Annotated in this window: 16 protein-coding genes; 12 read left to right on the forward strand and 4 right to left on the reverse strand. The window is 60.6% G+C overall.

The window, feature by feature from the left end; translation table 11 throughout:
* Positions 1–18 precede the first annotated feature (18 nt).
* Positions 19–1,218: a Tet(A)/Tet(B)/Tet(C) family tetracycline efflux MFS transporter gene (gene tet / locus ACIQWS_RS03000; protein WP_346307535.1), complete on the reverse strand. Its 1,200-nt coding sequence runs from the start codon at positions 1,216–1,218 to the stop codon at positions 19–21.
* A gap of 68 nt (positions 1,219–1,286) precedes the next feature.
* Here tet and ACIQWS_RS03005 point away from each other — a divergent pair, with 68 nt between their 5' ends.
* The 4 genes from ACIQWS_RS03005 to glcF all read left to right on the forward strand — a co-directional run bounded on the left by ACIQWS_RS03005 (position 1,287) and on the right by glcF (position 6,127).
* The gene (locus ACIQWS_RS03005; RefSeq protein WP_403170063.1) at positions 1,287–1,928 is read left to right on the forward strand and encodes a TetR/AcrR family transcriptional regulator C-terminal domain-containing protein; all 642 of its coding nucleotides are present in this window, start codon (positions 1,287–1,289) and stop codon (positions 1,926–1,928) included.
* Between the two features lie 117 nt (positions 1,929–2,045).
* Positions 2,046–3,542, forward strand: a complete 1,497-nt coding sequence (locus tag ACIQWS_RS03010; RefSeq protein WP_346307533.1) for an FAD-linked oxidase C-terminal domain-containing protein — start codon at positions 2,046–2,048, stop codon at positions 3,540–3,542.
* A 46-nt stretch (positions 3,543–3,588) separates the two neighbouring features.
* Entirely contained in the window at positions 3,589–4,800 is a 1,212-nt protein-coding gene (glcE, locus tag ACIQWS_RS03015; protein ID WP_346307532.1) for a glycolate oxidase subunit GlcE, read from the forward strand.
* 1 nt (position 4,801) lies between these two features.
* Positions 4,802–6,127: a glycolate oxidase subunit GlcF gene (gene glcF / locus ACIQWS_RS03020; RefSeq protein WP_403170066.1), complete on the forward strand. Its 1,326-nt coding sequence runs from the start codon at positions 4,802–4,804 to the stop codon at positions 6,125–6,127.
* Between the two features lie 76 nt (positions 6,128–6,203).
* Here the strand turns inward: glcF and ACIQWS_RS03025 are convergent, their stop codons facing one another.
* The gene (locus ACIQWS_RS03025; protein ID WP_403170069.1) at positions 6,204–6,998 is read right to left on the reverse strand and encodes a L,D-transpeptidase; all 795 of its coding nucleotides are present in this window, start codon (positions 6,996–6,998) and stop codon (positions 6,204–6,206) included.
* Positions 6,999–7,193: 195 nt separating this feature from the next.
* Here ACIQWS_RS03025 and ACIQWS_RS03030 point away from each other — a divergent pair, with 195 nt between their 5' ends.
* From ACIQWS_RS03030 to msrA, 6 genes are all read left to right on the forward strand, one after another.
* A complete protein-coding gene (locus ACIQWS_RS03030; protein ID WP_403177408.1) occupies positions 7,194–7,841 on the forward strand; it encodes a DNA-3-methyladenine glycosylase I in 648 nt (215 codons plus the stop codon).
* Between the two features lie 143 nt (positions 7,842–7,984).
* Positions 7,985–9,499 (forward strand): histidine--tRNA ligase, encoded by a 1,515-nt coding sequence (gene hisS / locus ACIQWS_RS03035; protein WP_403170072.1) that lies wholly within the window; start codon positions 7,985–7,987, stop codon positions 9,497–9,499.
* 6 nt (positions 9,500–9,505) lie between these two features.
* Positions 9,506–10,636: an ATP phosphoribosyltransferase regulatory subunit gene (locus ACIQWS_RS03040; RefSeq protein WP_403170075.1), complete on the forward strand. Its 1,131-nt coding sequence runs from the start codon at positions 9,506–9,508 to the stop codon at positions 10,634–10,636.
* On the forward strand, positions 10,633–11,331 hold the full coding sequence (gene hisG / locus ACIQWS_RS03045) for an ATP phosphoribosyltransferase (protein ID WP_223611694.1): 699 nt from the start codon (positions 10,633–10,635) through the stop codon (positions 11,329–11,331). The genes ACIQWS_RS03040 and hisG overlap by 4 nt, the downstream gene beginning before the upstream one ends.
* A 112-nt stretch (positions 11,332–11,443) precedes the next feature.
* Positions 11,444–11,938 (forward strand): peptide-methionine (R)-S-oxide reductase MsrB, encoded by a 495-nt coding sequence (msrB, locus tag ACIQWS_RS03050; protein WP_403170079.1) that lies wholly within the window; start codon positions 11,444–11,446, stop codon positions 11,936–11,938.
* A 22-nt stretch (positions 11,939–11,960) separates the two neighbouring features.
* The gene (gene msrA / locus ACIQWS_RS03055; protein WP_223611692.1) at positions 11,961–12,647 is read left to right on the forward strand and encodes a peptide-methionine (S)-S-oxide reductase MsrA; all 687 of its coding nucleotides are present in this window, start codon (positions 11,961–11,963) and stop codon (positions 12,645–12,647) included.
* Positions 12,648–12,710: 63 nt separating this feature from the next.
* Here the strand turns inward: msrA and ACIQWS_RS03060 are convergent, their stop codons facing one another.
* The gene (locus tag ACIQWS_RS03060) at positions 12,711–13,118 is read right to left on the reverse strand and encodes a DoxX family protein (protein ID WP_223611691.1); all 408 of its coding nucleotides are present in this window, start codon (positions 13,116–13,118) and stop codon (positions 12,711–12,713) included.
* 84 nt (positions 13,119–13,202) lie between these two features.
* The gene (gene fumC / locus ACIQWS_RS03065) at positions 13,203–14,618 is read right to left on the reverse strand and encodes a class II fumarate hydratase (RefSeq protein WP_403170082.1); all 1,416 of its coding nucleotides are present in this window, start codon (positions 14,616–14,618) and stop codon (positions 13,203–13,205) included.
* Between the two features lie 159 nt (positions 14,619–14,777).
* On the opposite strand from fumC, the gene ACIQWS_RS03070 reads away from it, so the two are divergent.
* On the forward strand, positions 14,778–15,554 hold the full coding sequence (locus ACIQWS_RS03070) for a helix-turn-helix domain-containing protein (RefSeq protein ID WP_346307524.1): 777 nt from the start codon (positions 14,778–14,780) through the stop codon (positions 15,552–15,554).
* Between the two features lie 69 nt (positions 15,555–15,623).
* A complete protein-coding gene (locus ACIQWS_RS03075; protein WP_223611688.1) occupies positions 15,624–16,031 on the forward strand; it encodes an SRPBCC family protein in 408 nt (135 codons plus the stop codon).
* The last annotated feature ends 3 nt before the right edge of the window (positions 16,032–16,034 follow it).

Consider the following 16,034-nt stretch of genomic DNA (forward strand, 5'->3'; position numbering starts at 1 on the left):
CGCGGGATCAGCACAAGGTCAAGCCCCTGAAGGGCCTGTCGCCCGGCGATAGGCGATGGCGCGCAGCAGCGGAACGCAGGGAATGTACAGCATCGCACCGGAAATCCAGACAAGGCCGCTCCAGTCGGTCCGTGTGGCGGCGTAGATGGCGGAAAACGCCACCGGCCCGATGATGCCGGTCAGGCTTGTTGCGCTGGCAAGGATGCCCTGAACTTCGCCGAGCCTGGTTTCATCCACCTGCCGCGTGATGATCGACTGGAGCGCGGGGCTGGCAATGCCGCCCATGGACAGGAAGACAAGGATCGGCAGGACCATCCAGCTCCCGCTCGCAAAGGCCATCAGCACATAGCCGATGCCATCCATGCCCATTCCGAGGATCAGCGTGCGCCTTTCGCCGAGCTTTTCAGTGATGGGACCGGTAAGCAGCCCCTGGACGAGCGCGTGGCACAGGCCGAATGCGGCAAGTGAGAGACCGACAGTCGAAACGCTCCAGGCGAACCGGTCCTGCGTGTAGATGATCCACAGCGCTGCGGGGACCTGACCGACGAGCTGCATCAGGGTGAACACGACAATGAGCGGCGTCAGGCTTTTGATGCCGGTCGCCCAGCGGAAACCGCCGAGCGGATTGAAGTTTTGGATCGCAAGTGGCGTTTTCACACCTTTGCCGGTTTCAGGCAGGAAGAAGAGTGCGAGCAGGAAGTTGACGCCGTTGAGCGCCATCGCCAGCAGAAACGGGTAGTGGATGCCGAATCCTCCAGCAATGCCGCCGAGCAGGGGACCGGCGATGAAACCGAGGCCGAAGCAGGCGCCGATCATGCCGAAGCGCTGTGCGCGGCCGTCTTCCGGGGTGATATCCGCGACGGCAGCGCTTGCGACGGACATGGTTGCGCCGGTGACACCCGAAATGACACGGCCGATATAGAGCAGCGGCAGCACCATGGCCGACGCCATGACCAGATAATCCAGCGTCGCCCCGGCCAGGGAGACAAGGATCACCGGCCGCCGGCCGAAACGGTCGCTCAGCGCCCCCAGAAGCGGCGCGCACAGAAACTGCATCAGCGCATACAGAGCAAGGAGAACGCCGTAATGCGCGGCAACGTTGTCCGCATGCGTCAGCCCCGTCAGCAATTCCGGCAGGACCGGCATGATCATGCCCACGCCGACAGCATCAAGGGTAACGGTCGTCAGAATCACGATCAGGGATTTGTCGAAAGTCATGGATAACTCTTATTTATCTTTGATAAGTAACTGGACGCATATCACTTATCGGTGATAAATTGTCAAGCATGGCAAAACGAAGTGATATCAAATTGCAGCGCGAGGCGGTCATACGAGCCGCTCTGGATCTGCTCGGCGAAACCGGGGTCGATGGCCTGACCACAAGACGCATTGCGGCGGCTCTGGGTGTCCAGCAGCCGGCATTGTACTGGCATTTCAAGGACAAGGCTGCTTTGCTCGATGCGCTGGCCGAGACCATCCTGATGGAAAACCACAGCCGCTCCCTGCCGCTGCCGGATGAAGACTGGCGGCATTTCCTGATCGAGAATGCGCGCAGCTTCCGGCGTGCCCTGCTCGCCTACCGCGACGGGGCCAGGGTCCATGCCGGGTCGCGTCCCAGTCCGGCGTTCTATCCCGCTGCGGAAGCGCAGCTCGGTTTCATGGTTGCCGCGGGATTTGATATTGTGGCGGCCGGGTACATCCTGCAGGCGGCCGGGCATTATGTCGTCGGTTCGGTGCTCGAACAGCAGGCCGCCATGGCAGCAAACGGACGGCTGGACCAGGGGACAGGGGCCGATCTGGCATCGGAAATAGGCGCGCAGTTTCCGCTGCTCGGTCAAGCCTTCGGGAAGCTCGACAATGTCTCGCCGGATGAAGGTTTTGAATTCGGGCTTGTCGCGCTCGTTGCGGGCTTTGAAAGTCTGCTGTGAGACGCGTCACTTTGGCTGTGTGCCACCTCCGTTCAACAGTTTAGACTGTTTACAAACTCGAATGGACACTGGTAAACATAATTTACCAGTTGAAGGAGTTTGCTGGGAGGAGGTTTCATGTCCGGATTGGTGATGCCGAAGGCCGATGCGGCGACCATGTCGCGCCGCAAGGAGATCGTTGCTGCCTTGCAGGCCATCGTTCCGGGTGAAGGCGTTGTCGACGTTACCAACGAAATGCGGGCGTTCGAATCCGATGCACTGACCGCCTATCGCCAGCTTCCGCTCGTCGTCGTGCTGCCGCAGACCGTGCGGCAGGTTTCGCAAATCCTGAAATATTGCCACGACAACACTGTGAAGGTCGTGCCGCGCGGGTCGGGAACATCGCTGTCCGGCGGCGCCCTGCCGCTCGAAGACGCGGTGCTGCTGGTCATGTCGCGTTTCAACCGCATCCTTGAAATCGATTATCCGAACCGTGTCGCTGTCGTGCAGCCGGGCGTGACCAATCTCGGCATCACCAAGGCGGTGGAGCACGAAGGTTTCTATTACGCGCCGGACCCCTCATCGCAGATCGCCTGTTCGATCGGCGGCAATGTCGCGGAAAATTCCGGTGGCGTGCATTGCCTGAAATACGGGCTCACGGCCAACAATGTCCTCGGGCTGGAGATGGTTCTGATTAGCGGCGAGGTCGTGCGGCTTGGCGGCAAGCATCTCGATTCGGAAGGCTATGACCTGCTCGGCCTGATGACCGGCTCGGAAGGGCTGCTCGGCGTGGTGACGGAAGTCACCGTCCGCATCCTGCAAAAGCCCGCAACGGCGCGGGCCTTGATGGTCGGTTTCCCCTCAAGCGAAACCGCCGGGCAATGCGTTGCCGATATCATCGCTGCGGGCATCATTCCGGGGGGCATGGAAATGATGGATCGTCCGGCGATCCACGCCGCCGAGGATTTCGTCCATGCGGGCTACCCGCTTGATGTGGAAGCTCTGCTGATCATCGAACTCGACGGGCCGGCGGTGGAGGTCAACCACCTGATCGACATGGTCGAGCAAATCGCCCGCACGAACGGCGCTTCCTCCTGCATCATATCGCAGAGTGAAGAGGAGAGGATGGCGTTCTGGGCAGGCCGCAAGGCGGCGTTTCCGGCCGTCGGGCGCATTTCACCGGATTACCTCTGCATGGACGGCACGATCCCGCGCAAGGAACTGCCGCAGGTTCTGGCGGGCATGCGCGCGCTTTCGGAAAAATACGGGCTGCGCGTCGCCAATGTCTTTCACGCGGGAGACGGCAATCTGCATCCGCTCATTCTTTACGATGCCAATATTCCCGATGAACTGCGCAAGGCCGAAGATTTTGGCGCCGATATCCTGCGGCTGTGCGTCAAGGTGGGCGGCGTTCTCACCGGTGAACATGGCGTGGGTGTCGAGAAACGTGAGCTGATGCCGGAAATGTTCAACGAGATCGATCTCAACCAGCAGATCCGCGTGAAATGCGCCTTCGACGACAAGCACCTGCTCAACCCTGGAAAGGTTTTTCCGCAGTTGCATCGCTGTGCCGAATTGGGGCGGATGCATGTGCATCGCGGCCAGGTGCCCTTTCCCGATATTCCGAGATTCTGATCGATGCTGTTGAAGATATACACGTTTGAGACCATGGCGCGCTGACATGACCATATTGACCCCTTCAACCGAGACCGAAATTGTCGAGGCGGTGCAATGGGCATTGTCCGAGGGCGCGCCGGTGGAAGTCTGCGGCCATGGGTCGAAGCGCGGGCTTGGCCGTCCGCTGCAGACCGAGCACACGATTGCCCTGTCGAACCATTCCGGCGTGACGCTCTATGAACCGGATGAACTGGTATTGAGCGCCAGGGCGGGAACACCCATCGCCGAGCTGGAAGCCCTGCTTGCCTCCAAGGGCCAGGCCTTTCAGTTCGAGCCCATGGATTACGGACCCTTGCTGGGACAGGCGGCGGGGCAGGGCAGTCTTGGCGGCGTCCTTGCCACCAATCTGTGCGGTCCGCGCCGGTTGAAAGCGGGATCCGCCCGCGATCACGTGCTGGGCGTGCGCGTCGTCTCGGGGCGCGGCGAACTGTTCAAATCAGGCGGCCGGGTGGTCAAGAACGTGACCGGCTATGATCTGTCCAAGGGCATGGCCAATTCCTGGGGCACCCTTGGCATTGCAACGGAAATCACCTTCAAGGTTTTGCCTGCGCCGGAGACGGAGACGACACTGGTCGTTCGCGGCCTGATGGATGACGAGGCCGCACGGGCCATGGCCATCGCCATGGGGTCGAGCGGCGAGGTGGCGTCTGCCGCGCATTTGCCGGTGAACATTTGCGGACGGATTATCGACGGCGTTCTGAAAGGCGAGTCTTCGACGCTGCTCCGGCTGGAGGGCTTTGCCCCCTCCGTTGCCGACCGTGTGGCGATGCTGCGGGGCCTGCTGTCGTCCGCCGGTGCCATCGAGGAAATTTCCGGGGAGATATCACGCAAGCTCTGGCAGGAAGTGCGCGATGTCATTCCGTTCGCCGATGGAACCGAGCGGCCGGTCTGGCGCGTGTCCATGGCACCGATGGAGGCCCACAAGCTGGTAGCATCCATGCGCATGGGCGCTGCGGCCGACGCCTATTATGACTGGCAGGGCGGACTCATCTGGATGCGGCTCGACGGAGAGCCCGAAGCGGAGGCAGTCCGGGCGCTCATCCGCAAATATGGCGGCGGCCATGCCACGCTGGTGCGCGCGCCCGACGCGGTCCGCGCGGCCACCCCCGTCTTCGAACCGCAGCCCGCAGCTCTGGCGGCCCTGTCGAAGCGGCTGAAACAGCAGTTTGACCCGGACGGTATCCTCAATCCCGGCCGCATGGTTGCAGGAGTGTAGCATGCAGACCAACTTCACCCCGCAGCAGTTGCTTGACCCCGGTGTTGCCGAATCCGAAAAGATCCTGCGCAAATGCGTTCATTGCGGGTTCTGCACCGCCACATGCCCGACCTATGTCACGCTGGGCAATGAACTCGACAGCCCGCGCGGCCGCATCTATCTCATCAAGGACATGCTGGAAAATGGCCGACCTGCCGATGAGCAGATCGTCAAGCATGTCGACCGCTGCCTGTCCTGCCTTGCCTGCATGACAACCTGCCCGTCGGGCGTGAACTACATGCATCTGGTCGATCATGCCCGTGCCCACATCGAAAAAACCTATAAACGCCCCGTGATGAACCGTTTCATCCGGGCGCTGCTGGCTTTTGTTCTGCCGCATCCCCAGCGCTTCCGCCTGTCATTGACGGCGGCAAAATTCGGCCGTCCCTTAGCGCCGCTGTTCCGGTCCGTCCCGGCACTGAAACCGGTTGCAGCCATGCTTGAACTCGCGCCGAAATCCGTTCCGGCAAAGTCACGCTTTGCCGAACCGGGCCTGCACAAGCCGGCGCGGGAAAAGCGGGGCCGTGTCGCCATTCTGACAGGCTGCGCCCAGCCGGTGCTGAAGCCCGGCATCAACGAGGCGACGATCCGTCTTTTGACCCGCCTCGGCGTTGAAGTCGTCGTGCCGAAAGGCGAGGGCTGCTGCGGCTCGCTCGTCCATCATATGGGCCGCGACGAGGCTGCGCTGGATGATGCCCGCCGCAATGTCGATGTCTGGACGCGTGAGTTGAACGGTGGTGGGCTCGACGCCATCATCGTCACGGCTTCGGGCTGCGGCACGACGATCAAGGATTACGGCCATATGCTGCGGCTCGATCCGGACTACCGTGACAAGGCGGCTGTCATCTCGGGGCTTGCCAGGGATATCACCGAATATCTGACGACCCTCGATCTGCCCGCACCGTCGCAACCGGCGGATCTCGTCGTCGCCTATCACTCCGCCTGTTCCATGCAGCATGGCCAGAAGCTGACACGGCAGCCGAAGGATTTGCTGACGGCGGCCGGTTTCACGGTCCGCGAGCCAGCCGAGGGGCATCTTTGCTGCGGGTCCGCCGGGACCTACAACATCATGCAGGCGGAGATTGCCCGCACGCTGCGCGAGCGCAAGGTGAAAAACATCGAGGCGACCGGGGCCAGTGTCATTGCGACAGGCAATATCGGCTGCATCACCCAGATTGCCAGCGCTGCGAAACTGCCCATCGTCCATACGGTCGAATTGCTGGACTGGGTTTACGGCGGCCCGCGGCCCGAAGGCGTGCCTGCGCCTGTCATGCGCGCTGCCGAGTAGGCAAAAGAAAGGCGGTGGCTCCATTGGAACCACCGCCCAGTTTCGGCACCGCCCCCGGTGCCGTCCCCACTAACTCTCACATCACAACGACTTTTGTGCCGACTTTGACGCGTTCGTAGAGATCCGTGACATCCTCATTGCGCATGCGGATACATCCGCTGGAGACGGCGTGGCCGATCGTCCAGGGCGCGTTGGTGCCGTGAATGCGATACAATGTATTGCCAAGATAAAGCGCGCGGGCGCCGAGCGGGTTGGCCGGGCCGCCTTCCATGTGAACCGGGAGAATCTTGCCCTTTTCTCTCTCGCGCTCGATCATTGATGCGGGCGGGCGCCAGTCCGGCCATTCCGCCTTGCGGGTGATGTTGTTGGTGCCGTTCCAGCCAAAGCCTTCCTTGCCGACGCCAACGCCATAGCGGCGGGCCTGGCCATCGGCTTCGACGAGAAAGAGGAACCGCTGGGACGTATCGATGACGATGGTGCCGGGTGCCTGCGGGCCACTATAGGCAACGGTCTGCGGCAGGAATTTCGGGTCCATGGCGCGCTTTTTGGGCTGCGCATCCGCGCCGGATTCTGCCGGGCGGCGGAATGACACTTCGCGCACGGCGGGGTTGGCCGCCTCTTCGGTCCGGGCGGGACGGCGTGCCTCGCGGCGATGCAGGCTTGTGCCGCGAGCCGGCGGGTCGCTGAGGACAACGCGGTCGCGCATATTGGCCGAGGTGCCAACGGGGCGTTCCCGCAGTTGCATGACCCACGGAGCGGACAGATCGGGGCTCATCACCACCGGCGGCCGGGTCGCGTAGCGCTCGCTGGCATGGGCGTGGACTGTAAAGGCGGTCAGGCAGGAGGTGACAAGCAGCAATGCGGTCTTCATCGGGCAATTCTCTTGGCAATCAACGCTCCTGACAGGATTTGTCAGGTTTCGGATTGAGTTTGCGCGCGTGGCGGTAGAAAAAAGTGAACGAGGATCAATAAAAAGCGATTCTTTCCGGAAACTATTTGTTGTGGTTACCGGATGGTTTCGGTCACTGGTTAATGCCAGATGAACATGTTCCGGAAGGACGGGCAGATGACGGAAGAAGCGCCGGTAAAGACGGGTTTGATGACGGGTGAGGATGGGCAAACCAGATGTTCCTGGCCCGGAGCGCTGCCGGAATATATCCACTACCACGATCACGAGTGGGGACGTCCTGTCACGGACGACCGCCGCCTGTTTGAAAAGATATGCCTGGAAGGCTTTCAATCCGGCCTGTCATGGCTGACCATCCTGCGCAAGCGCGAAAACTTCCGCGAGGCGTTCGACGGTTTCGATTTCGAGCGCATCGCCCGCTATGGCGAGAAGGATATCGAGCGGCTGCTGGCCAATGCCGGGATCATCCGCCATCGCGGCAAGATCACCTCGACCATCAACAATGCCCGGCGTGTCCTTGAACTCCTTGAGGAGAAAGGTTCGCTTGCCGCCTATTTCTGGAGCTTTGAACCGCCTGTTGAGGAGCGACCCAGACTTGTCGACTATGGCACGCTGATGGCCAATCCGACGACACCGGCGTCGGTGCGCCTCTCCAAGGATTTGAAGAAACGCGGCTTCAGCTTTGTCGGCCCCACCACCATGTATGCGCATATGCAGGCCATGGGGCTGGTGAACGACCATGTCGAAGGCTGCAAGTGCCGGGCGGAGATCGAAAAAATCCGCGCCAATTTCAAGCGTCCTGTCTGATCCACCTGTAGTAAACTGAAAACGGCATGCGGGCTTGCTTTGCTGCGGCAATTGCGAGCCGGTAATTCCTTGCCCTCCATGCCCTGATCGGTTAGAGCAAACTCCAATTCAAAGTTGATACTTCAAGGCATCGGATCAAAATCATGACAACGAAGGCAGACAGGTTGAAGGCGCGGCTGCCGCGCGGTTTTGTGGATCGGGTTCCCGATGATCTGCGTGCTGCCGACGCGATGATGGCCGACATCCGCAAGGTCTACGACCTCTATGGTTTCGAGCCTGTGGAAACACCGCTCGTCGAATATACCGATGCGCTCGGCAAGTTCCTGCCCGACCAGGATCGGCCCAACGAGGGCGTGTTTTCCTTCCAGGACGATGACGAACAGTGGCTGTCGCTGCGCTACGATCTGACGGCGCCTTTGGCGCGCTTTGTGGCCGAGAATTTCGAGAGCCTGCCAAAGCCCTACCGCAGCTATCGTGCAGGCTGGGTGTTCCGCAACGAGAAGCCGGGTCCCGGCCGTTTCCGCCAGTTCATGCAGTTCGATGCCGATACGGTCGGCGCGCCCTCCGTCTCGGCGGATGCGGAAATGTGCATGATGATGGCCGACGTGATGGAAGCTGTCGGCATCAAGCGCGGCGATTACGTCATCCGCGTCAACAACCGCAAGGTTCTGGACGGCGTGCTGGAGTCCATCGGGCTGGGCGGCGACGACAAGATGAGCCAGCGTCTGGTCGTGCTGCGTGCTATCGACAAGCTCGACAAGTTCGGCGTCGATGGCGTGCGTCTCTTGCTCGGTAAAGGCCGTCTCGACGAAAGCGGCGACTTCACCAAGGGCGCGGGCCTCGACGAGGCGGCGATCGCCAAGGTGCTGGCATTTACCTCAGCCGGTGGAGCCAATGGCAGTGAGACCATTGCCAATCTGGAAGCCGTTGTCGCCGGAAACGACAAGGGTGTCGAAGGCGTTGCCGAACTGGCCACCATCGAGGCTCTGTCCTCGGCTGCCGGTTATGGCGCGCGCATCCGCATCGATCCGTCCGTGGTGCGCGGCCTTGAATATTACACCGGCCCGGTCTTTGAAGCCGAACTAACCTTTGATGTCACCAACGAGAAGGGCGAAAAGGTCGTTTTCGGCTCCGTTGGCGGCGGCGGCCGTTATGACGGTCTGGTGTCGCGCTTCCGCGGCGAGCCCACGCCGGCAACGGGCTTTTCCATCGGTGTATCGCGTCTGATGACGGCGCTGAAGAACCTTGGCAAGCTCGACACGTCGGATAATGTCGGGCCGGTGGTCGTGCTGGTCATGGACCGCGATACGGCAAGCCTCGGCCGCTACCAGAAGATGGTTTCGGACCTGCGGCAGGCGGGCATTCGTGCTGAAATGTATCTCGGCGGTTCCGGCATGAAGCCGCAGATGAAGTATGCCGATCGGCGCGGTGCACCCTGTGTGATCATTCAGGGTTCGCAGGAACGCGACAATGGCGAAGTGCAGATCAAGGACCTGATCGAAGGTGCGCGTCTTTCGGCCGAGATCGAGGACAATACCGTGTGGCGTGAAGGCCGTCAGGCGCAGATCACCGCCAGGGAAAGCGATCTCGTCGCGGAAGTGCGCAAGATTCTCGAAGCCCAGGCTGAGGATCGCGCCAACGCCCTGAAGGCTGGCTGATCTGCTATGACCGGTTCCCGCGCTCCTGTCTTTGCCCCTGACCTTGCCACGCTGATTTCTGCGCGGGATGCGGAGCTTGTGGATATTCCGGTCATTCAACCAGCTGACCAGTTTCTGGATATGGCGGGCGAAGATTTGCGCCGCCGGATTTTCCTCACCGAGAACGAGAACGGCCAGAGCCTGTGCCTGCGCCCGGAATTCACCATTCCGGTCTGCCGCAACCATATTGAGCTCAATGCCGCGACGCCCAAGCGTTATGCCTATCTGGGGGAAGTGTTCCGCCAGCGGCGCGAGGGCGGCAACGAGTTCTTTCAGGCCGGGATCGAGGATCTGGGCGATGCCAACCGCGCCCGTGCGGATGCCCGTTCGCTGGCCGATGCCATTGCCTCCATCCGGCTTGTCGCGCCGAAAGCCGAACTTGAAACGCTGCTCGGCGATCAGGCGATTTTCGAAGCGGTTCTCGCGGCACTGGGCCTGCCACGCGGCTGGCAGAAAAAGCTGGCGCGCGCCTTTGGCAATCCGGGGCAACTGAAAAGCCTGCTCGCCGATCTCTCGTCCAGCCAGAAGAACGGTTCTCTGCCCGGCCGTCTCACTGCGCTGGTAGCGGACGGTGACGAGACCGGACTTGCCGCCGCGCTGGAACAGGACATGCAGGTGGCGGGTATTTCGCCGGGTGCAGGGCGCAGTCCGCAGGAAATTGCGCGCCGCCTGATCGAAAAAGCCAATCTGGCTTCGGTCAAGCTGCCGGCACAGGCCTTTGCTGCGCTCGAAACATTTCTCGCCATCCGGGTGCCGCTGCAGGCTGCTTCGTCTCACCTGCGCACTTTCTCGCGCGCCAATGAGTTCGATCTCGGACCGGCGCTCGATCAGTTCGAGGCCCGGGTTGTCGCCGTGCGCGAAGCGGGGATCGAGCAGGAAAATATCGTTTATGACGCAGCCTTTGGCCGTCCGCTCGATTACTACACCGGGCTTGTCTACGAGACTCGCGCGCTCGCCAGTCCTGATCTTGGCGCCATTGTCGGCGGCGGGCGTTATGACCGGCTTTTGACCATGCTTGGCGCCGTCGATTCCATTCCCGGCGTCGGTTTTTCGATCTGGCTGGACAGGCTGGAGAAAATTGCCGGAGATGCGCGATGACCATTACCCTTGCGCTTCCCTCCAAGGGCCGCCTCAAGGAACAGGCCCTTGAGGTCCTTGAAAAAGCCGGGCTGAAAGTCATCCTGCCCAAGGATCAGCGCAACTATCGCGCGCAGGTCGAGGGTGACAGCAGGATCGACATCCTGTTTCTGTCGGCCTCGGAAATCGCCCGCGAGCTTGGCTATGGCAGCGTTGATCTCGGGGTAACCGGCGAGGACCTCATCCGCGAGAGCCTGTCGGCAGCCGACGAGCGCGTGCAGATCGAAGCGCGGCTTGGCTTCGGCCATGCGGATGTGGTCGTGGCCGTGCCCGAGGTCTGGTACGACGTGTCGACGATGGCTGACCTTGACGATGTGGCTGCCGAGTACCGCCAGCGTCACGGCCGGCGTTTGCGGATCGCCACCAAATACTGGCGCCTGACCCAGCAGTTTTTCTCGCAGATGCACGGTATCCAGGTCTACCGCATCGTTGAAAGCCTTGGCGCCACCGAGGGCGCTCCGGCATCCGGTTCTGCGGATATCATCGTCGATATCACCTCGACGGGTTCGACCCTGCAGGCCAATCACCTGAAGGTTCTGGAAGACGGCATCATCCTCAAATCCGAGGCGTGCCTCGTTTCCTCGCGCCGCAGTGCCGATCCGACGGCGGTTGCGGCTCTGGCGCAACGCATACAGGCGGCGATAGCGCGCGGCTAAGCATCAACTATCCGTGATATCACGTGGCTTTGTAACTTTTACGGCCGCTCATACGTATTTCCCAACGAGATGACTGATATGTTTCGGTCATCCTGTTCAGGGAGACTTTGTCATGATGACACGCCGATCGCTTTTTGGCGGAGCTGTTCTGGGGCTTGGAGCGCTGATTGCCGCGCGCTTTTCCCCCCAGCCCAAAGCCTATGCAGCCGGTACTTTTGAAGTCGAGCATACGGATGCCGAATGGAAGAAGCTGCTCACCTCAGACCAATATGACGTGCTGCGCAAGGAAGGCACGGAGCGCCCGTTCACCAGCCCGCTCAACCATGAAAAGCGCAAGGGGACATTTGCCTGCGCCGGGTGTGATCTGGCTCTCTTCGATTCCGACACCAAATTTGACAGCGGCACCGGCTGGCCGAGTTTCTGGGCGCCGATCAAGGGTGCTGTCACGGAAGTGTCGGACAGTTCCTTCGGCATGACACGCACCGCCGTCAACTGCCACCGCTGCGGCGGCCATCTGGGCCATGTCTTTGACGACGGGCCGCAGCCGACAGGTCTGCGCTATTGCATGAACGGCGTCGCCCTTACCTTCAAACCAGCCGCCGCCTGATATCCGGGAAAGGATTATCGATATGAAATTGCGTCAAATTCTGCTCGCTTCCTGCCTCATCTTCACGCCGGTCACTGCCTTTGCCGAAAGCATCACCATGGTTCCGCCACCCGCCATGGACCAGACGGCAACCGCAAAGACGGAAACGATCGTTCTCGCCGGCGGCTGCTTCTGGGGCGTGCAGGGTGTCTACCAGCACCTGAAGGGTGTAACCAATGCCGTGTCCGGCTATTCCGGCGGCAAAAAGGAAACCGCGAGCTACGAGATCGTCAGTTCCGGCAACACCGGCCATGCGGAATCCGTCGAGGTGACGTTCGATCCCAAGGTGGTCAGCCTCGGCAAGATCCTGCAGGTCTATTTCTCCGTGGTGCACAATCCGACAGAGTTGAACCGGCAGGGCCCGGATTCGGGAACGCAGTATCGCTCGGCGATTTTCACCACAAATGAGGATCAGGCGAAGATTGCCAGCGCCTATATCGCCCAATTGGACAAGGCAAAGGCCTATTCGGGACCGATCGTCACCAAGATTTCCGCGCTGGACAAGTTCTATCCCGCGGAGGGCTATCATCAGGATTACGCGACGCTGCATCCTTCGCAGCCCTATATCGCCTATTATGATCTGCCGAAGATCGAGGGCCTCAGCAAACTCTTCCCGCAGGACTACCGGGACAAACCTGTTCTGGTCAGCGAGGCGAAAGCGTCAAACTGACGGGAAACCGGGACAATAAAAAGGCCGCGTTAAGCGGCCTTTTTCATGCAACATGGATCGATTTCAGCGAAGCTTGGCATCGACCGAAAGCGTGCCTGCACCATGCTGGGCCAGAACGAAGAAGCCGCCGGCGATTGCAAGGTTCTTGAAGAACTGGATGCTTTCGAACGGTGCCCAGTGACCGACATAGGCGGCGCCGAGCGTAAAGAGGCCGAGAAGAATGGCTGCATAGCGCGTCTGGAAGCCGAAGAGAACGGCAAGGCCGCCCACGAGTTCGACGAGACCGACGATAGCGGCTGTTACCGTTGGCAGCGGCAGGCTCTTGGCTGCAAAATATTCAGCCGTACCGGCCAGGTTGGTCAGCTTGCCATATCCCGCCGGGATGAACAAAAGAGTCAGCAGAATGCGGCTGATCAGCGTGACGATGGCATTGCTGGACGTTGTTGAGTTGGCAAGTGCGTTGTCTGACATGGGATCGTTCTCCAGAGTTTGTCGTGACAACCGAATACCTAAATTCGATTGTCAAACAAAGCCACTATTTTCTCGACGCATTGTTCACAATGAAATGATTTTCTCTTCTGATTCCGGTGCGATCATGCGTTCTGGACGAACGAGACGGTCGTAATCCTCGGCCGAAACGTGGCCGCTGGCCAGTGCTTCCTCGCGCAAGGTCGTGCCATTCTTGTGGGCGGTCTTGGCGATTTTGGCTGCATTGTCGTAGCCGATGGCGGGCGCAAGCGCCGTGACCAGCATCAGGGAACGCTCGAGCAGGTCCTTGATGCGCACTTCGTCCGCTTCGATGCCCTCGACGCAATTGTCGGCGAAGGACACCATCGAATCGGCAAGCAGGCGGATCGACTGCAGGACGTTGAGCGCAATGACCGGCTTGAACACGTTGAGCTCGAAATGGCCCTGGCTGGCTGCAACCGTGACTGTCGTCTGGTTGCCGAATACCTGTGCCGCGACCATCGTCAGCGCTTCCGCCTGCGTCGGGTTGACCTTGCCCGGCATGATCGACGAGCCCGGTTCGTTTTCCGGCAGCTTCAGTTCACCGAGGCCGGAGCGGGGCCCTGAACCCAAAAAGCGGATGTCGTTGGCGATCTTGAAGAGATCGGTGGCAAGCGCGTTCAGGCTGCCGTGGAAGTTGGCGAGCGCGCCGTGGCTGGCAAGCGCTTCGAACTTGTTCGGTGCAGTCCTGAAGCTGAGACCGGTGATATCCGACACCGCTTCGGCAAAGCCGGTATCGAAACCAACAGGGGCATTCAGGCCGGTGCCGACGGCGGTGCCGCCCTGCGCCAGCAGGAACACATCGGCAAGGCTCTGTTCGATGCGCTTGCGGGCATATTCCAAAGCGGCGCGATAGCCGGAGAATTCCTGGCCGAGCGTGACTGGTGTCGCATCCTGCGTATGCGTGCGGCCGATCTTGATGATGTCGGCAAAGGCCTTTTCCTTCTTCGCCAGGGCGGCGGTCAGATGGTCAAGGGCAGGATAGAGCCGCTTGGTCGCCTCGACGGCAGTGGCGATATGGATGGCGGTCGGGAACGTATCGTTCGACGACTGGCTCATGTTGACGTGATCGTTCGGATGAACCGGCTTCTTCGAGCCCTTTTCCCCGCCGAGCATCTCGATGGCGCGGTTGGAGATGACTTCATTGGCGTTCATGTTCGACTGGGTGCCGGAACCGGTCTGCCAGACGACGAGCGGAAAATGATCGTCCAGCTTGCCTTCGATGACTTCTTCCGCCGCAACGGTGATGGCGCGGCCGGTCACGTCGTCGAGCTTGCCGAGCACCATGTTGGTCTCTGCGGCAGCACGCTTGACGATGCCAAGGGCGCGGACGAGCGGGATCGGCATTCTTTCGCCGCCGATCTTGAAATTATGCAGCGAGCGCTCGGTTTGCGCGCCCCAGTATTTGTCCGCGGCGACTTCGATGGGACCAAACGTATCTGTTTCGGTGCGGGTATTGCTCATCGTGCTTTCTATCCTGTTGGAAGTTGCCGGAAGAACTACTGCTAACCTCCGCGCGAGGCAAGGTTTGCCAGGAGAATGTTGTTCTGGAAATCGTTCGGCAATGGGATAAAATCGATTATACGGCGTTCTGCGCAAACGAAAATTTCGGCAAGGTTACCCATGAATTCACCCCAGGAGACGCCTGTTCTTGCCAATTGCTCGGGACAGTATCGTGAGTCGGTGCCCCAGGCGGCGCTGAGGCCGCATTTTCTCTGTGTCTGGAGCCATGTAAGCCCGCATGCCTGGGGAAAGCCGGTGACCGTTGTCCCCGATGGTTGCGTCGATATTCTGTGGTCGCAAGGCCGTTTGAGTGTCGCTGGTCCCGATATCGCACCCCATGTGGTTGATCCCGGCATAACGAGCGTTGTCGGCATGCGTTTCGCGCCCGGCGCGGCCGCAAAATGGCTCGGCCTACCCATGTCCGAACTCGTGGGATTGCGTGTTGATCTCGGCGAATTGTGGGGTGCAAAAGCCGAAGCGCTTGTGGACACACTGAGCCCGGCGCAATCGGAGACAGAGGCAATGCAACGGCTGGAATCGGCTATTGCCGCAATGGCGGGTTCGATGGATCGGCCCGATGAGGTCATGTCCCATACCTTTTCGGCACTCGGCCGGGTGGGCGAAGGGTCGCACGTATCCCGGCTCGCAAGGCTTCTCGATATGAGCGAACGCACGTTGCGGCGGCACTGCCGGACACATTTCGGCTATGGTCCAAAGATGCTCGAACGCATCCTGCGCTTCCAGCATTTCCTCCGGTTGGCACAGTGTACGCCGGAAAGCCGCCTTGGCATGCTGGCATTTGAGGCGGATTATGCCGATCAGGCGCATTTGAGCCGGGAGGTAAAAGCGCTGGCGGGCATATCGCCCGGCGATGTCTTGCAGCAGATGGCGGCCTGATTGGCCGTTTTGTTCAAGACAGGCCGGGGCGATAAGCGATAGGTAACATGCAAATGGGGAGGACAGGCCGTGGTGACGCGTGACTCGCGAACTCTACAGGTTTCCATCGAACGGGATTGGCATGCGGTCTACGACTTCGCGTCCAATCCGGAGAATGTGCCGAAATGGGCATCCGGGCTGGCATCCGGTTTGCAAAAGCTCGGGGATGAGTGGCTTGCGGACGGGCCGGTCGGGAAACTGCGCATCCGCTTCGCCCCGTTGAATGCTTATGGGGTTCTGGATCATTGGGTTATGACGGAGACCGGCGAGGAGGTCTATGTGCCGTTGCGCGTGATCCCGAACAATGATGGCTGCGAGGTCAGTTTCACGCTGTTCCGCATGCCTGACATGAGCGAGGGGAAGTTTGCGGAAGACGCCGCATGGGTTTTGAGAGATTTGACGGCATTGAAAGCCGTTTTGGAAACGCAGCAGATATGAAGG

This window comes from Phyllobacterium sp. NPDC097923, from assembly GCF_044760925.1.
Lineage (GTDB): Bacteria > Pseudomonadota > Alphaproteobacteria > Rhizobiales > Rhizobiaceae > Phyllobacterium > Phyllobacterium calauticae.

What these genes read in the sequence shown, in the direction of transcription:
- tet (WP_346307535.1), bottom strand. Translation starts at nt 1,218, where the DNA reads ATGACTTTCGACAAATCCCTGATCGTGATTCTGACGACCGTTACCCTT.
- ACIQWS_RS03005 (WP_403170063.1), top strand. Translation starts at nt 1,287, where the DNA reads ATGGCAAAACGAAGTGATATCAAATTGCAGCGCGAGGCGGTCATACGA.
- ACIQWS_RS03010 (WP_346307533.1), top strand. Translation starts at nt 2,046, where the DNA reads ATGTCCGGATTGGTGATGCCGAAGGCCGATGCGGCGACCATGTCGCGC.
- glcE (WP_346307532.1), top strand. Translation starts at nt 3,589, where the DNA reads ATGACCATATTGACCCCTTCAACCGAGACCGAAATTGTCGAGGCGGTG.
- glcF (WP_403170066.1), top strand. Translation starts at nt 4,802, where the DNA reads ATGCAGACCAACTTCACCCCGCAGCAGTTGCTTGACCCCGGTGTTGCC.
- ACIQWS_RS03025 (WP_403170069.1), bottom strand. Translation starts at nt 6,998, where the DNA reads ATGAAGACCGCATTGCTGCTTGTCACCTCCTGCCTGACCGCCTTTACA.
- ACIQWS_RS03030 (WP_403177408.1), top strand. Translation starts at nt 7,194, where the DNA reads ATGACGGAAGAAGCGCCGGTAAAGACGGGTTTGATGACGGGTGAGGAT.
- hisS (WP_403170072.1), top strand. Translation starts at nt 7,985, where the DNA reads ATGACAACGAAGGCAGACAGGTTGAAGGCGCGGCTGCCGCGCGGTTTT.
- ACIQWS_RS03040 (WP_403170075.1), top strand. Translation starts at nt 9,506, where the DNA reads ATGACCGGTTCCCGCGCTCCTGTCTTTGCCCCTGACCTTGCCACGCTG.
- hisG (WP_223611694.1), top strand. Translation starts at nt 10,633, where the DNA reads ATGACCATTACCCTTGCGCTTCCCTCCAAGGGCCGCCTCAAGGAACAG.
- msrB (WP_403170079.1), top strand. Translation starts at nt 11,444, where the DNA reads ATGATGACACGCCGATCGCTTTTTGGCGGAGCTGTTCTGGGGCTTGGA.
- msrA (WP_223611692.1), top strand. Translation starts at nt 11,961, where the DNA reads ATGAAATTGCGTCAAATTCTGCTCGCTTCCTGCCTCATCTTCACGCCG.
- ACIQWS_RS03060 (WP_223611691.1), bottom strand. Translation starts at nt 13,118, where the DNA reads ATGTCAGACAACGCACTTGCCAACTCAACAACGTCCAGCAATGCCATC.
- fumC (WP_403170082.1), bottom strand. Translation starts at nt 14,618, where the DNA reads ATGAGCAATACCCGCACCGAAACAGATACGTTTGGTCCCATCGAAGTC.
- ACIQWS_RS03070 (WP_346307524.1), top strand. Translation starts at nt 14,778, where the DNA reads ATGAATTCACCCCAGGAGACGCCTGTTCTTGCCAATTGCTCGGGACAG.